At 72.1% G+C, this 15,407-nt stretch carries 9 protein-coding genes; 6 read left to right on the forward strand and 3 right to left on the reverse strand.

Going from position 1 to position 15,407, the window contains the following annotated elements; genetic code table 11:
- Positions 1–272: 272 nt before the first annotated feature.
- A complete protein-coding gene (locus tag JK363_RS01710; protein WP_307821542.1) occupies positions 273–1,700 on the reverse strand; it encodes a helix-turn-helix domain-containing protein in 1,428 nt (475 codons plus the stop codon).
- A 66-nt stretch (positions 1,701–1,766) separates the two neighbouring features.
- Here JK363_RS01710 and JK363_RS01715 point away from each other — a divergent pair, with 66 nt between their 5' ends.
- On the forward strand, positions 1,767–3,122 hold the full coding sequence (locus JK363_RS01715; RefSeq protein ID WP_201870683.1) for an alpha/beta fold hydrolase: 1,356 nt from the start codon (positions 1,767–1,769) through the stop codon (positions 3,120–3,122).
- Positions 3,123–3,286: 164 nt separating this feature from the next.
- Positions 3,287–4,651 (forward strand): M64 family metallopeptidase, encoded by a 1,365-nt coding sequence (locus JK363_RS01720; protein ID WP_201870684.1) that lies wholly within the window; start codon positions 3,287–3,289, stop codon positions 4,649–4,651.
- A 416-nt stretch (positions 4,652–5,067) separates the two neighbouring features.
- Here JK363_RS01720 and JK363_RS01725 read toward each other — a convergent pair whose 3' ends face one another.
- The gene (locus JK363_RS01725; RefSeq protein ID WP_201870685.1) at positions 5,068–6,246 is read right to left on the reverse strand and encodes a winged helix DNA-binding domain-containing protein; all 1,179 of its coding nucleotides are present in this window, start codon (positions 6,244–6,246) and stop codon (positions 5,068–5,070) included.
- Positions 6,247–6,357: 111 nt separating this feature from the next.
- On the opposite strand from JK363_RS01725, the gene JK363_RS01730 reads away from it, so the two are divergent.
- From JK363_RS01730 to JK363_RS01745, 4 genes are all read left to right on the forward strand, one after another.
- Positions 6,358–8,088, forward strand: a complete 1,731-nt coding sequence (locus JK363_RS01730) for a serine/threonine-protein kinase (protein WP_201870686.1) — start codon at positions 6,358–6,360, stop codon at positions 8,086–8,088.
- Between the two features lie 88 nt (positions 8,089–8,176).
- The gene (locus JK363_RS01735; RefSeq protein WP_201870687.1) at positions 8,177–9,928 is read left to right on the forward strand and encodes a serine/threonine-protein kinase; all 1,752 of its coding nucleotides are present in this window, start codon (positions 8,177–8,179) and stop codon (positions 9,926–9,928) included.
- A 121-nt stretch (positions 9,929–10,049) separates the two neighbouring features.
- Positions 10,050–11,687: a succinic semialdehyde dehydrogenase gene (locus JK363_RS01740; protein ID WP_201870688.1), complete on the forward strand. Its 1,638-nt coding sequence runs from the start codon at positions 10,050–10,052 to the stop codon at positions 11,685–11,687.
- Between the two features lie 27 nt (positions 11,688–11,714).
- A complete protein-coding gene (locus JK363_RS01745; protein ID WP_201870689.1) occupies positions 11,715–13,577 on the forward strand; it encodes a GMC oxidoreductase in 1,863 nt (620 codons plus the stop codon).
- Between the two features lie 84 nt (positions 13,578–13,661).
- Here the strand turns inward: JK363_RS01745 and JK363_RS01750 are convergent, their stop codons facing one another.
- Positions 13,662–14,672, reverse strand: a complete 1,011-nt coding sequence (locus tag JK363_RS01750) for an LAETG motif-containing sortase-dependent surface protein (RefSeq protein WP_201870690.1) — start codon at positions 14,670–14,672, stop codon at positions 13,662–13,664.
- Positions 14,673–15,407: the final 735 nt, after the last annotated feature.

A 15,407-nucleotide genomic window follows, 5' to 3' on the forward strand; every position in this document is an offset into this window, starting at 1 on the left:
GCGGCCTGTCCACCCTTTGACCGCCCGCCGCGCCGTGTGCGCAGACCCAGCGCTGACCGGCCCCCCGCGGGGGGAGGGACCGGCCTCCGCCCGGCATCGCCGGGGTCGGAAACCACGGACGGCGGGCGCATCACCCCGGTGACGCGCTGGTCCGCGCGCACGCTTCGGTGCGCTTCCCTGTTCTGCGTGGCCGCCGTGCATCGTGCTGTTCCTCCGGCTGTTGCCTCCGGCTTTCGGTCTTTCTGACGCTCCTGTCGCACAGGACGCACCTGTCACACCGGCGGTTCGGCCGGAGCCGGGCCCAGTGTGGTGGTGCCCGGTGCCGCCCGGTGGCCCAGTCCCGTGCGGTACGCGTCCATCGCGGCCTCCAACCGCCCCTCGCGCCGCAGCAGATCGCCCAGCAGCCGGCACAGATCGGCCAGGTCCCCGGCCGCGCCCGTGCGTTCCAGCAGCGACAGCGCCGCACAGTAGTGCTCCTCGGCCGTGTCCGCGTCGCCCCGCTCGTCGGCTATCAGCCCCAGCAGCCGGTGGGCGCCGCCCGCGTGCACCGCGCCGCGCTCGGCGGTGAGCCCGGCGGTGGGCCCGGTCCCGTCCGTCCGGGCCGGAGCCTGCCCTTCCGCGTCGGCGGAACGAGCCAGCAGCGGCAGCAGCAGGGCCTCCGCCTCGGCGGCGCGGCCCCGGCGGCGCAGTACGTCCGCCAGCTCCACCTCCACCTGCACGGTGAACAGCGCCGCCCGCTTGGACGCCAGCATGTCGCGCGCCGTGCGCAGCTCGTGCTCCGCCCGCTCCAGATTGCCGTCCTGGGCGTGCACATAGCCGCGCATCCAGTGGCAGTGCGCCAGGTCGGTGTGGATCCGCAGCTGTTCGTACAGCTCCTGGGCCTTGGCGAGCGAGGCGTCGGCCTCCGCGGTGCGGCCCTCGGCGATCAGGGTGCGGGCCACCCCGCGGTGCATCCGCGCCACCAGGCCGGGATCGTCCACGTTGGGGGCCAGCGCGAGCGCCAGTTCGGCGGCGCGCACCGCACGGGCATGCGCCCCCATGTCCATGTACGGGCCGATGGCCGCGGTGTAGAGCAGCAGCAGCGCGTTCGGATCGTGCAGCCCGGAGGCGTTCAGCTCGTCGATGGCGCTCTCCAGCAGATAGCAGGAGTAGCGCAGTTCGCCCGCCAGCAGATGGGCCACGGCCCGGCCGCGGATCGCCGGCACCCGCCGGGGCAGCGGCTCCTCGGCCAGCAGCTGTTCCACCGCCTCGAAGTGATCCCGGGCGGTGGTCAGTTCACCGGTCTCCAGGGCGCAGTCGCCCAGACCCAGCAGCGCCGACGCCCGCTCCTCGGCGAAGCCGAGCAGCTCCGCCTCGGCGTGCAGCTCATGGAAGAGGGCGGCCGCGTCCTCGGCGGAGCCGGTGGCCAGCGCCCGCCGGGCGTCGGTCAGTCCGGCCCGCAGCCGGGTGGCGTCCCGCGGGGAGCGCCCGGTGGTCAGCTCCTCGTAGCTGACGCCGAGCCGTCCGGCGAGATGGCGCAGGGCGGCCTCGGACGGGCGGACCTTGCCGGTTTCGAGGGTGGAGACATAGGCGGCGGTGTAGGCGGGCTCGGCGAGCTGGCGCTGGGTGAACCCGCGCTCGGTGCGCAGCCGCAGCACCCGGCGGCCGATGTCCCCGGTCGCGTCCGCCGCCCGCCCGTCCCCGGCGCTTCTTTCGGCCACGGTGCCCTCTTCTCCCCGGATGTAGCTTAATCGCCGAGCTAAGTCCATTTACGTGAGGATTAAAAGATGCTTGAGGCGAGGAAAACAGCTCCCGCCAGTCCGGGATGCGAGACAACAACCGTCCGTCAGCCGGGACTGCTCCTCACCGACCACCACTTCGAGGTACCGCTCGACCATACGGCCCCCGAGGGCGAGCGGATCAGCCTTTACGGACGCGAGGTCGTCGCCGCGGACCGCGCGGGCGCCGGACGGGACCGGCTCCCCTGGCTGCTCTACCTCGAGGGCGGACCGGGTTTCGGCGCACCTCGCCCGGTCGGCCGCGCCGGCTGGCTGGACCGGGCGCTGGACGAGTACCGCGTGCTCCTGCTCGACCAGCGCGGCACCGGCCGCTCCACCCCCGCCACCCGGCAGACCCTGCCGCTGCGCGGCGCTCCCGGGCGACAGGCCGACTACCTCGCCCACTTCCGCGCCGACGCGATCGTGCGCGACTGCGAGCTGATACGCCGGCGGCTCACCGGAGGCCGCCCCTGGACCGTGCTCGGGCAGAGCTACGGTGGCTTCTGCGCGGTCAGTTACCTCTCCCACGCCCCCGAGGCGCTGGACACCGTTCTGATCACCGGCGGGCTGCCGTCGCTCGACGCCGACGCCGACACGGTCTACCGCGCCGCGTATCCGCGTATGGAGCGCACGTCCCTGGCGCACTACGCGCGTTACCCGGGCGACGCGGCGACCGTCCGTGCCGTGGTCCGGCATCTGGCCGTCCACGAGGAGGTGCTGCCGGACGGCACCCGGCTCACCCCGGCCGCCTTCCAGCAGCTCGGCATACTGCTCGGCGGTGGCGACGGCTCCCATCAGCTCCACCACCTGCTGGAGGACCCGTTCGCGCCGACCCCCGACGGGCCCCGGCTCGCCGACGCGTTCCGCGAGCGGGTGGCCGCTGTGCTCTCCCGCGCCGCCAGCCCGCTCTACGCGCTGCTGCACGAGTCCATCTACGCCCAGGACGGCCGCGCCACCGACTGGTCCGCGCACCGGATCCGCACCGAGTTCCCCGGGTTCGACGCGGAGGCCGCGGCCGCGGGCGACGAACCGGTGCTCTTCACCGCCGAGACCGTCCACCCCTGGATGCTGGACACCCACGCGGCGCTGCGCCCGCTGCGCCGTACCGCCGAACTCCTGGCCGAGCGCACCGGCTGGGGCCCGCTGTACGACGCGGAGCGGCTGGCCCGTAACACCGTGCCGGTGGCCGCCGCCGTCTACCACGACGACCTGTACGTGGACACCGCGCACGCCCTCGCCACCGCCCGCGCCATCGGGGGGCTGCGGACCTGGGTGACGGACGAGTTCGAGCACGACGGGGTGCGGACCGGGGGCCGCCGGGTGCTGGACCGGCTGCTGCGGCTGGCCCGCGACGAGGCGGTGTGACGCGGCCGGGCGGGCTCATCGAGGCCGACGGGAGTGTGGCGGACGCCATGTCAGATTTCCCTGGTACTTGTCGCGTTCGTGTTGCCCCCTCCCCTCGCGCCCCGTAGGTTGAGCCGCTAATTAACCGTGCTTAATCGGACGCTTACGGGATTTCGGGAGCCACTGTGCGACGACACATACGCCGACGCGTCCCTCGCCGTATCGCGGCGACCGCCGGGGGTATCGCCCTGGCCGCGGCGCTCACCGCCACCGCGACGGCGACCACGGGCGGAGCGGACACCTCCGCTCCGCACTCTGCCGACGCCCCGGCCGCCGACCCCGCACCGCGCACCCATGAGGTCGAGTACTTCAGCCGTCCCGGCGCCCACCCCCGGCACACCGAGGTCCCGGCCGCGACCCCCAAGCGCCTGACCCGCGCCGCCCGTTCGCTGTCCGCCGCCGAGAAGGCGGACGACGGGGACGTCGGCTCGGTCATCGACAAGGGGCCGGTCGACGACAAGGTGGACGTCGTCTTCATCGGCGACGGCTACACCGCCTCCCAGCAGGAGGACTTCCACGCCGATCTGCGCGCCAAGTGGAAGGAGATCTCCGCGGTCGAGCCGTACGCCTCGTACGGGGACCTGTTCAACGTGTGGTCCGTGGACGCCGTCTCCAACCAGTCCGGTGTCTCCGGCGACCCCGGCAAGGACGTCGTCAAGGACACCGCCCTCGGCTCGTACTTCTGGTGCGACGACCTCGAGCGTCTGCTGTGCGTCAACACCGACAAGGTCGAGTCCTACGCGGCCAAGGCCCCGCAGGCCGATCTGGTGGTCGTGCTCTCCAACTCCGCCAAGTACGGCGGCGCGGGCTACACCGTCACCTCGCAGGTGGGCTATGACGGCATCGCCACCGCCTCCTCCGACCACGCCGACTCCGACCAGGTCGCCGTCCACGAGACCGGCCACTCGCTCGGCAAGCTGGCCGACGAGTACGTCTATCCCGACAACGGCACCTACACCGGCGCGGAGCCCGAGGAGTCCAACGCCTCCACACTGAGCGCGGACCAGATGGCCGGCCAGCAGAAGAAGTGGTACCGCTGGCTGGGCCAGACCTCGCCGGACGGTGGCGCGGTCGGCGCGTACGAGGGCGGGCGTTACTACCCCAAGGGCATCAACCGCCCCACCGAGAACTCCATCATGCGCACCCTGGGCCGGGAGTTCAGCCTGCCCGGCCGTGAGGCGATGATCGCGGGCTTCTACCGTCACGCGAGCGTGGTCAGCAGCCCGACACCCACCGACAAGCCGGTCCGGGCCAAGGCCACGCTGACGGTGCACATCCCGAAGAAGGCGTCCCTGAAGTGGTACGTGGACGGTGACGAGGTGCGCTCCGCACGTGGGAAGACGTCCGTGACCCCGGCGTCCCTCGGTGTCCGCTCCGACGGCAAGGCCCACCGCGTGAAGGCCAGGGCGACCGACACCACCCGTGCGGTGCGGGACCCGGCGCTGCGGAAGCTGCTGACCGACTCGCGTACCTGGAAGGTCGCCCACTAGCGACCCGTACGCCTCGTGGCGCGCCGCCTGCGCGCCCATCCGGACCGCCGCCCCGTGGACCCCCGCCGCGGGGCGGCTTCACGCGCCCCCGGTCCGGTGTCCGGCCGGCCTTCTGTCTGCGTCGATGCGGGGCGGCCGCGGTCCGCCCCGGTGACATCGGCAGCTTCTAGATTTCCTCACGCCGCGACCGGGCTCAATCGCCCGCCGGGGTGGGCGGCCGGTCGTGTGTTCCGGCGGCGCGTCGATCATCCGACAAGGCGCCGCCCTCCGGCCACCACAGGACAGCGTCACGAGGTCCGGTGGCGCCCCGAAGGGGCGCGGGGCTGTGTCGTGTGCGGCTCCGCCGCGTGGGCGCGACCGGCCACGACACAGCCGCGGACGCACGACGGCACCTCACGGCACGTCCCGCGGAGCGCTCAGCGGGTCAACTCACGCTCCAGCTTTGTGGGGAAGCGGGTGGTGATCCGCGTTGCGCCGAGCCAGCCGCTCAGCCGCGCCGCCTCCGTCTCCAGCGCGGTCCGCCCCTCCCGGCCCACATCGGCGAAGAGCCGCCACACCACCTCGCCATCGCCGCGCTGGGTCCAGGCGCCGACGATCCGGCCGTTCCACCACACCGTGGGGCCGATGTTGCCGGTGCCGTCGAAGAGCGCGGGCACCTGCTCCGGGTCGAGGTACCAGTCGCGCATCCGCCAGCCCATGGCGGTCGGATCCAGGCTCGGCAGCAGCGCGGCCCACGGCTCGCACTCCGCCACCGGCTCCTCGTCCCCCTCCGCCACGAACCCCGGCCCCTCCGCCAACTCCACGGCCACCGCCCGGATGTCGGCCAGCGCCCGCCGGGTGTCGGTCACCGTCCATCCCGTCCACCACTTCAGATCGGCCTCGGTCGCGGGTCCGAAGGACCGCAGCCAGCGCCCCGCGATCTCCGCCTTCGCCTCGCGCACCGGCAGCTCGGGCAGCGCCGCCGCCGGGGCCCACGGGAAGAGGCTGCTGTTCCAGGTGGCGCGCGGACGGCAGCGGCGCACCCGCCCGTCGGCGGCCAGCAGCCGCAGCAGCCGGCTGCCGACGCTCTGCTTCGCCTCGTACGGCTTCCCCGGCGACATCAGCATCGTCTCGCGCAGCGCGGGCACGTCCTGGGACAGCTCGGAGGTGGTGGCCTCGCCCCGTATCGCGAGCGCCGCCAGGACCTCCTTCTCGACCGTGGCCAGCCGCCCCTCGTCCCAGCCCGTCGCACGCTCCCGCAGATGCTTGACCAGTGTGGCGCGCTCGCGGACCGCGATGGCCCGCCCGGCGCCCGCGTACACCGCGGGGGCAAGACCGGCCGTCACCGCGAACATCGTGCGGCGCATACAGAGCAGCCGCACCAGCGACAGATCCTCGTAGAACGCCCGGTCCACCGCCTCCGGCCGGGGTTCGCGCAGCCGCGCGCACGCCGACAGATAGACGGTGGCCGGGTCGGTGGCGTGCAGGGCCACCACCGCGTCCGTCACCTCCTCGACGGTGGCCGCGCGCGTGGACGGCGCCAGCAGATGGCGCCGCCCGACCCGGGCGCGGCGCTGTTCGTCGGAGATACGGCGGGAGGGGTGCGCATCGGTCATAGGGCCGACGGTAGAGCGCGTACCGGACATCTTCTGTCAGGTATGGCGGCCGGGTACGGCGGCCGTGGCCGCGCCCGAAGATCGGCTTCGGACGTGAGGCAAGATGAGGCCATGCGCAACTTCGGGGGCGAGGGTTACCTGATCGCGGGCCGGTACGAACTGGTGTCGCGACTCGGGCGCGGCGGCATGGGCACGGTATGGCGGGCGGTGGACCAACTGCTGGTCCGGGACGTCGCGGTCAAGGAACTGCATGTGGGCGACGAGGGGCTGTCGGCCCTGGACGCCCAGCTGCTCGGTGAGCGCACGCTGCGCGAGGCCCGTACGGTCGCCCAGATCAAGCACCCCAATGTGATCGTCCTGCACGATGTGGTCGAGGAGGACGAGCGCGCCTGGATCGTCATGGAGCTGGTCGACGGGGTCTCGCTCGCCGACCGGCTGGCCGCGCAGGGCCCGGTCGGCCCGCGCGAGGCGGGCGGGATCGTGCTGGCGCTGCTGGACGCGCTGCGCGCGGCGCACGCCCGCGGGGTGCTGCACCGGGACCTCAAGCCCGCCAATGTGCTGATGGAGTCGGGCACCGGGCGGGTGGTGCTGACGGACTTCGGGATCGCGCAGGTCTCGGGGGCCACGACGATCACCGAGACCGGTTCGTTCGTCGGGTCGCCCGAATACACCGCGCCGGAGCGGATGTCGGGGCGGCGGACCGGACCGGAGTCGGATCTGTGGTCGCTCGGGGTGCTGCTGTGCACGCTGGTGAGCGGCCAGTCCCCGTTCCACCGCGACTCCCTGGCCGGGGTGCTGCACGCCGTGGTCTTCGACGAGATCGCGGTACCCGAGGCGGCCGGAGGGCTGAAGCCGGTCGTCGAGGGGCTGTTGCGGCGGGAGCCGGAGCAGCGGCTGAGTACGGAGGAGACCGCGCGGCTGCTGCGGGCGTACGTGGGGTCGGCGGACACCCCGGAGATGCCGCTGCCGCGGACCGAGCCCCGGCCGGGCCGGGCGCTGGTACCGGAAACCGCACCGGGCCCCGTCCCGGGGCCGGATTCCGGGGCCGTACCGGTCGGCGCGGCCACCGGGGCAGCGTCCGGAACAGCCGGAAAGCCTGGAAAGCCTGAAGAGTCGGGAGAGTCCGGAAAGGCCGGAACGTCTGGCCGCGGGGGCCGGTTCCCCGGCGGCCGCAAGGCCGTTGTGGCGGTCGCCGCCGTCCTTGCGCTGGCCGGGGCGGGCGCGGGCGCGGTGGCGCTGCTGAACAACGGCGGCGACGACAAGCGGGCGAGCGGCACTTCGAGCCACACCAGCGACAACGGCCACAACACCGACAACGGCCGCAATGACGGCGGGAAGAACTCGCGCCCCTCGCGCACCCCGGAGCCCAGCGCACCCCCGTCCGATGCCATCCCCGAGGGCTATGAGCGGGTGAAGGATCCGCTCGGCTTCTCGCTCGCCGTACCCGAGGGATACAGCCGCTCCGTCGAGCGCGACCGGATCTACTACTACTCCCCGGGCAAGGAGTTCCGGATCGGTGTGCAGATCCAGCAGCAGGACCCCAAGGGACCGCTGGGGCTGAGCCGGCAGGCGGACGCCAAGGGGCCTTCGGACTACCCGGGCTACCGCAGCGGCCAGGTCATCGAGACCACCCATCGAGGACGGCCCGCCGCCCTCTGGGCGTTCATCTGGAACGGTTCCGCGGACGACGGCGGCTCGCGGCAGACGTTCGATCTGAGCTGGGACGAGAACAGCGACATGGTCGATCTCTGGCTTTCTGCCCCGGTGGCGCAAAAAGGCGTGGGAAAGCGGCATTTCGATACCGCTGTCCGCACATTCACCCGTTCCGGTACAGCGAACTGAGCCCCGCCGCAACGGCTTTGTCACGAGCGTTCCGCAGGACCCGGGGGCCGGTGGCGGATTCCGCCGCCGGACCGGTAAAGATTGAGCCATGACGAACGACGGGGGATGGGCGAACGAGCCCACCAGCTACGCTCTGCGGCCGCCGGACGCCCCGGAGGCGCCTCCCCAGGGAGCGCAGCCGCCGGTGAGCCCCTATGAGCCGACCCAGCTCGCGGCGCAGCGGCCGCCCGCCGCCCGGTCCTCGGACCCGGACGTCGGGCGGGTCGTCGGCGAGCGCTACCGGCTGGTCTCCCGGCTCGGCCACGGCGGGATGGGCACCGTCTGGCGTGCTCAGGACCAGGTCATGGATCGCGAGGTGGCGGTCAAGGAGCCGCGGGTCCCGGACCATCTCCCGGACAGCGAGCGGCAGACGGTCTATCGGCGGATGGAGCGCGAGGCGCGCGCCGCCGCCCGGATCGACCACCCCTCCGTCGTCACCGTCCACGATGTCGTGGTCGAGGAGGGGCGGCCCTGGATCGTGATGGAGCTGGTGAGCGGGCAGTCGCTGGGCGACCGGCTGGCCGAGGGCACGCTCGATCCGCGCGAGGCGGCCCGGATCGGTCTCGCCGTGCTCGGCGCGCTGTCCGCCGCCCATGACGCCGGGGTGCTGCACCGCGACGTCAAACCGGACAATGTGCTGCTCGGCCGGGACGACCGGGTGGTGCTCACCGACTTCGGTATCGCCCAGATCGAGGGCGAGCAGGGGCTCACGGAGACCGGTGGTTTTGTCGGCTCGCCCGAATTCATCGCGCCCGAGCGGGTGCTGGGTCAGCGGCCCGGTCCCGAGTCGGACCTGTGGTCGCTGGGTGTGGTGCTGTACACGGCGGTCGAGGGTATGTCCCCGTTCCGCCGCAGCCACTCCCCGTCCACCCTCCAGGCCGTGTTGCAGGCCGAACCGCAGACGCCCGCGCGTGCCGTGGGCCCGCTGGGCGACATCATCATGCGGATGCTGCGCAAGGACACCTCGGCACGTCCGTCCGCCCAGGAGATCCGGCAGGCGCTCGAGACCGCGGCCCGTCCGCCGCGGCACACGCCGACCGTCTCCGCGGCCGGTGCGCCCACGATGGCCGCGAGCGGCGTTCCGACGATGGCCGTCGGCGCGGGATTCGGCGCGGCGCCGTCCGCGGTACCGGAGCCCTCCGGCAGCCGCTTCGTCCCGCCCATCCTGCACAAGAACCGCAAGGCCCAGCTGGGTCTGGGCGCGCTGGTGCTGGTGGTGGCCGCCACCCTGGTGCTGGTGCTCGCGAAGCCGTTCGCGAGCGAGAGCCCGCTGCCGTCCGGCTGGACCGTGCGCGAGGAGCGCGATGTGGTCGGGGCGTCCCTGGCGGTGCCGGAGAACTACAAGCGGGTGCAGGACGACGACACCGCGGCCGCTCCCGAGGTCCGGTTCAAGGACCCCAGCGGTGTCTACACGATCAGGCTGAGGGCGTTGGCGAGCGACACACAGCGCAAGGTCACCACGACGGACAAGGTGGCCGCCCAGATCATCGCGTTCAACAAGAGCGGCGCTCTGTCGGAGATGGAGGAGCCCAAGGTCTCCAAGACCAGGGCGACCCGCCAGCAGGGCGACCCCGCCGCGGACTTCGAGACCACCTACTTCGAGCCCGGCACCAGCAGTGACGACGTCCGGATCCCGTATATGGACCGGGATCATGTCTTCGTCGTCACGAACAAGATCGCCTGGCAGCTGACGGTGACCATGCCCGCCGAGGGCGATGCCCGTAAGACCGGCGACGAGATGTACAAGGACATCCTCGAGAACTTCAAGATCAACAAGAAGTTCCGGCTCGACACGGACTGAGCCGTCGGCCGCCTTGTGAACACACGTCGCGCCAGCAATCGCTGGCGCGATTGTGTGTGACCGGTGAAGGCGAGTTACCGACGGGTACCCAAACCGGCCGCGGCCGCCTACTCTCTGCCGCATGACGGAGACGCAGGACAGCGCACGCGCACAGAGCGGCACCAGCACCGCCCCCGCCGACGGCAATCCGGTCGCGGCCCCGGGCACCCGCACCGCAGCCGATGTCGTCACCCCCGAGCTGGTCGCCCGGCTCGCCAAGGGCGTCGTGGGCAGCGGCAGCACCGTCAACCACACGCCGTTCACCGGCGAGGTCCTCGCCGCCGAGCTGCCCGAGTCCACTCCGGAAGACGTCGCCACCGCCTTCGCCCGGGCCCGTGAGGCCCAGCGGGCCTGGGCGGCCCTGCCCGTCCGCCGCCGCGCCGCCGTCCTCCTCCGCTTCCACGATCTGCTGCTGCACCGGCAGTCGGAGATCCTGGACCTCATCCAGCTGGAGACCGGCAAGACCCGGCTGCACGCCCATGAGGAGATCCAGGGCGTGGTGCTGGCCGCCCGCCACTACGGCCGCAAGGCCCCCAGCTATCTGCGGCCCAAGGCCCGCGTGGGCGTCGTCCCCACGCTGACCAAGGTCACCGAACTGCGCCAGCCGCGCGGGGTCGTGGGCCAGATCGTGCCCTGGAACTATCCGCTGGAGCTGTCCGTCGGCGACGCGATACCCGCCTTCGTCTCCGGCAACGCGGTCGTGATGAAGCCCGACACCGAGACCTCGCTGACCGCACTGTGGGCGCGGGAGCTGATGCTCGAGGCCGGAATGCCCGCCGGGGTGTGGCAGGTCGTGATCGGCGAGGGACCGGTGGTCGGCCCCGCGGTCGTCGAGCACGCCGACTACGTCTCGTTCACCGGCTCCACCCGCACCGGCCGCGGGGTGGCCCAGGCCGCCGCGGCGCGTCTGGTGGGCTGCTCCCTCGAACTCGGCGGCAAGAACGCCATGCTGGTGCTGCGCGACGCCGACATCGAGAAGGCGGCCGAGGGCGCGGTGCGCGCCTGCTTCGCCTCCGCCGGGCAGCTGTGCATCTCCATCGAGCGGCTGTACGTCCACGAGTCGATCGCGGACGCCTTCCTGGAGCGGTTCGCCGCCCGCACCAAGGCGATGCGGCTGGGCAAGGCCCTCGGCTACGGCGCCGAGATGGGCTCGCTCGTCTCCGACCGCCAGCTGGACACCGTCACCCGCCATGTGGAAGAGGCGGTCGTCAAGGGCGCCACGGTCGTCGCGGGCGGCCGTCCCCGGCCCGATATCGGCCCCTACTTCTACGAGCCCACGATCCTCGACGGTGTGGAGCCGCCGATGGCCGTGTGCACCGAGGAGACCTTCGGCCCGGTCGTCTCGATCTACCGTTTCACCGACGAGGACGACGTCGTCGAGCGCGCCAACGCCACCCCCTACGGGCTCAACGCGAGCGTCTGGACCAAGGACGGCGGGCGCGGCCGGGCCGTCGCCGCCCGGCTGCGCGCCGGTACGGTCAACGTCAACGAGGCGTACGGCGCCGCCTACGGCAGTGTCAACGCCCCCATGGGCGGCATGGGCGACTCCGGGCTCGGCCGCCGGCACGGCTCGGAGGGCATCCTCAAGTTCACCGAGGCGCAGACGGTCGCTCACCAGCGGCTGATGCCACTGGGCCCGTCCTTCGGGATGACGGATGAGAAGTACGCGGCCTTCATGACCCGCAGCCTGCGCGCGATGAAGGCACTGCGCCTGCGCTGACCAGCACGTATCGACCGGAGGTACCCGTTGTCAGGGGACAAGTCCGCCCACCACCAGGAGCACGGCGACAGCACCGGCTCCGCCACCGACGCCACCGACGACGCCGGTTACGACTACGACGTCATCGTCATCGGCTCGGGCTTCGGCGGTTCGGTGTCGGCCCTCCGGCTGGCCGAGAAGGGATACCGCGTCGGTGTCCTGGAGGCGGGCCGCCGCTTCACCCGCGAGACCCTGCCCAAGAACTCCTGGGACCTCCGCAACTATCTGTGGGCCCCGGCCCTCGGACTGTTCGGCATCCAGCGCATCCATGTGCTCGGCAAGGTGATGGTGCTCGCGGGCGCCGGGGTCGGCGGCGGTTCGCTCAACTACGCCAACACCCTGTACGTACCGCCCGCGCCGTTCTTCGAGGACCCGCAGTGGGGGCATATCACCGACTGGCAGGACGAACTGCGGCCCTACTACGACCAGGCGCGGCGGATGCTCGGGGTGCGGCTCAACCCGACGCTCACCCCGTCCGACGTCCATCTGAAGTCCGCGGCCGGGAAGATGGGCGTGGCGGACAGCTTCCACATGGCCCCGGTCGGCGTCTTCTTCGGGGACGGCCAGGACGCCGACGGCTCCGCCGCCGCGCAGGCCGCGCCGGGCGAGACGGTGGCCGATCCGTACTTCGGCGGCGCGGGCCCGGAGCGCACGGCGTGCACCGAATGCGGTGAGTGCATGACCGGCTGCCGCCACGGCGCCAAGAACACCCTCAACGAGAACTACCTCTATCTCGCCGAGAAGGCAGGTGCGGTCGTCCACCCCATGACCACGGTCGTGGCCGTGAGCGACGATCCGCACGGCGGCCACCGCGTCACCACCGTGCCCACCGACAACCGGCGCAAGGGCAAGCCCACCGCGCTGCGCGCCCGTTACGTGGTGCTCGCCGCGGGCACCTACGGCACCCAGACCCTGCTGCACACCATGCGGGACAAGGGGCTGCTGCCCCGGCTCTCCGAACGGCTCGGTTTCCTCACCCGCACCAACTCCGAGGCCCTGGTGGGCGCCCAGACCACCGACCGCCGCTACCGCGCCAAGAATCCGGCGGAGAAGAAGGCCGAGTTCAGCCGCGGGGTGGCGATCACCTCGTCGATCCACCCCAACGAGACCACCCATATCGAGCCGGTCCGCTACGGCAAGGGCTCCAACGCGATGGGCCTGATGTCCATCCTCCAGATCCCCAACGGCGGCCGGGTGCCGCGCTGGCTCCAGTTCCTCGGCGCCAATCTGAAGCACCCCACGATGGCGGTGCGTTCGCTGTCCAACCGGCGCTGGTCCGAGCGGACCATCATCGGCCTGGTCATGCAGACCCATGACAACTCGCTGACCACGTACCGCAAGTCCAAGGGGCTCGGGAAGGGACTGCTGACCGCCCGGCAGGGTCACGGTGAGCCCAACCCGGACTACATCCCCGAGGGCGCGGAGGCGGCCCGCCATCTCGCCGAGTCGATCAACGGCTTCGCGGGCAGCAATGTCGGGGAGCTGATGGGCACCCCGCTGACCGCGCACTTCCTCGGCGGCTGCCCGATCGGTGAGGACGCCGAGCACGGGGTGATCGACCCGTACCACCGGCTGTACGGACACCCGGGCATCCATGTCGTCGACGGCGCCGCGGTCTCGGCGAACCTCGGCGTCAACCCGTCGCTGACCATCACGGCGCAGGCCGAGCGGGCCATGTCGCTGTGGCCGAACAAGGGCGAGGCGGATCCGCGCCCCGCCCAGGGCGAGCCGTACCAGCGGCTGTCGCCCGTCGAGCCCACCGCTCCGGCGGTTCCGGCGGACGCGTTCGGGGCGCTGAAGCTGCCCCTGCTTCCGGTGCCCGTGGTACCCCCGGCCACGCCCGGGAGCTGACGTCCGCGACGGCGAAGGGGCCGCCCCCGACGGTGGGGGCGGCCCCTCGCTGCGGCTGTTGCCTGCGCGTCGGCCCGGTGGCCGTTACGCGGCGGCGCCGCCGCTGCGACGACGACGGACCACGAACACGGCGCCACCGCCCGCGGCCATGGCCACACCGCCGATCAGGGCGATCGTCGGCAGTGCGGAGGAGGAACCCGTCTCGGCGAGGCTGCCCTTGGGGTTGATCTCCGTGTTGCCCTCCGGCTTGTGCGGCAGCGGCTTCTTGCCGCCCTGCGGCTTGGGCTCGGCCGGGGGCACCTCGCCCGGCTTCGAACCGGCCTTGAGCACGTCGAACTCGTAGTACTCACCGGTCGAGTAGACGCAGTTGCCCTTGTCGTCCGCGTACACACCGATGCTGATCGCGTAACCGAAGCCCTCGGGCGCGCTCTTGGCCACGCTCAGCCGGAGATCGACGGTGAGGGTCTCGTGCGGACGCACATCGGTGTAGCCGACATAGCCGGCGCCCGGGTCGTTATCGTCGGTGGAGATGTTCTGCCACGCGCCGGTGTCCGGGTCCTTGTACTGAAGGGTGAGGTACTTGCCGGTGCCCTCCAGGTCGTCGAGGTGCACGGTGCCCGCGACAACGCCGAAGTCCACGCGCTTGTACGTGCGGTCGGAGTCGTTCTTGACCTCGAAGGTGAAGGTGTGGAACCCACTGCCCGCCACGACCTTCGAGGGCAGACCGACGAGGGTGGTGCTGAGGTCGGGGTCCTCGTTGTAGTCCCCGTTGTCCGTGCACTCACCGGGCTCGGTCGGCTCGTCGGTGGGGGACGTCGGCTTGCCGGTGGGGGTGGCCGTGTCGGTGGGCGTGGCCGAGGGAGTGGTGGTCTGGCTCTCGGTGGCCGTCGGGGTGGGGCTCGTGGGCTCGCCGGTCGGCGTCTGCGTGGTCTGCGTCGGGTCCGGGGTCGGCGTGGCCGGGGGAGTGGCGGTCTCCGACGCGGACGGCGAGGCAGAAGGCGATTCCTCGGCGAAGGCGGCCGGAGCCGCGAGCAGCGCGGCGGGGGCGATGGCGGCCGTGGCTGCGGCGGTCGCCAGAACGCGGCGAATCTTCATGAAGACCTCTTCTGGGTCCGTACGCGCCGCTGGTGGGCGGTGCGCAGGTGGAAGGCCGTCGCGGTGGGGGCGCGGTATGGCCGTGCGTTTGCACGTACATGACCGGCTCGGTGGCTGAAAGGTTGCCTTCGTTTTTGCTCACAGAATGGTCACAGAATCCGGCGGCTCGGTCAGAAGGCAGTCAGAGGCAGCCGGGAAACGGGCGCGAAGGGATCGGAGCCGACTCGGAGCTGCTGACGAGATCCGGGAGCAGCGCATGCGAAGGGCCCCGGGGCGCCCGAGCGGGGCGGGCGCCTCGGGGCCCTAGGCGGTCAGCACCGGCGTCAGGGCAGCGCCGGTGCTGAGAAGCGGCGCCGGGGGGTTGCGCCGCTGGCTTCGGGGCCGGACTTCATGGGGGGAGTATGGAGGGGCGTACGCCCGCGTGGTTGTACCAATGGCGGGAGGTGACCCGGGGCTTTTCGCCTTCCTGCATCGTGGTGGATGCGGAGCACCGGGCGCAACCGTTTCGACCGGATACGGTCGGTCCCAGGCGTCCCCGGGACCGACCGTCCTTGAGGTGGTGACCGGGCTGCTGTCCCCTGCCGACCGGTCACCTCGCCGGAGCGAGGTCCCACGACGCGCACCGCCTGAATCACCGCAGGGGGCGCGTCTCATCGCTTCGGCGGATCTGAGCCACGCGTGGATTTTCCGGGCCGCTCCTGGCTGGCGCGGCACCGGGCTCAACGAGCCCGCTCG

Source organism: Streptomyces coffeae, assembly GCF_016741875.1.
GTDB lineage: Bacteria > Actinomycetota > Actinomycetes > Streptomycetales > Streptomycetaceae > Streptomyces > Streptomyces coffeae.

Bases quoted from the DNA above. Each gene is read 5' to 3' on its own strand.
- JK363_RS01715 (WP_201870683.1), top strand. From the start codon at position 1,767: ATGCTTGAGGCGAGGAAAACAGCTCCCGCCAGTCCGGGATGCGAGACA.
- JK363_RS01725 (WP_201870685.1), bottom strand. From the start codon at position 6,246: ATGACCGATGCGCACCCCTCCCGCCGTATCTCCGACGAACAGCGCCGC.
- JK363_RS01730 (WP_201870686.1), top strand. From the start codon at position 6,358: ATGCGCAACTTCGGGGGCGAGGGTTACCTGATCGCGGGCCGGTACGAA.
- JK363_RS01735 (WP_201870687.1), top strand. From the start codon at position 8,177: ATGACGAACGACGGGGGATGGGCGAACGAGCCCACCAGCTACGCTCTG.
- JK363_RS01740 (WP_201870688.1), top strand. From the start codon at position 10,050: ATGACGGAGACGCAGGACAGCGCACGCGCACAGAGCGGCACCAGCACC.
- JK363_RS01750 (WP_201870690.1), bottom strand. From the start codon at position 14,672: ATGAAGATTCGCCGCGTTCTGGCGACCGCCGCAGCCACGGCCGCCATC.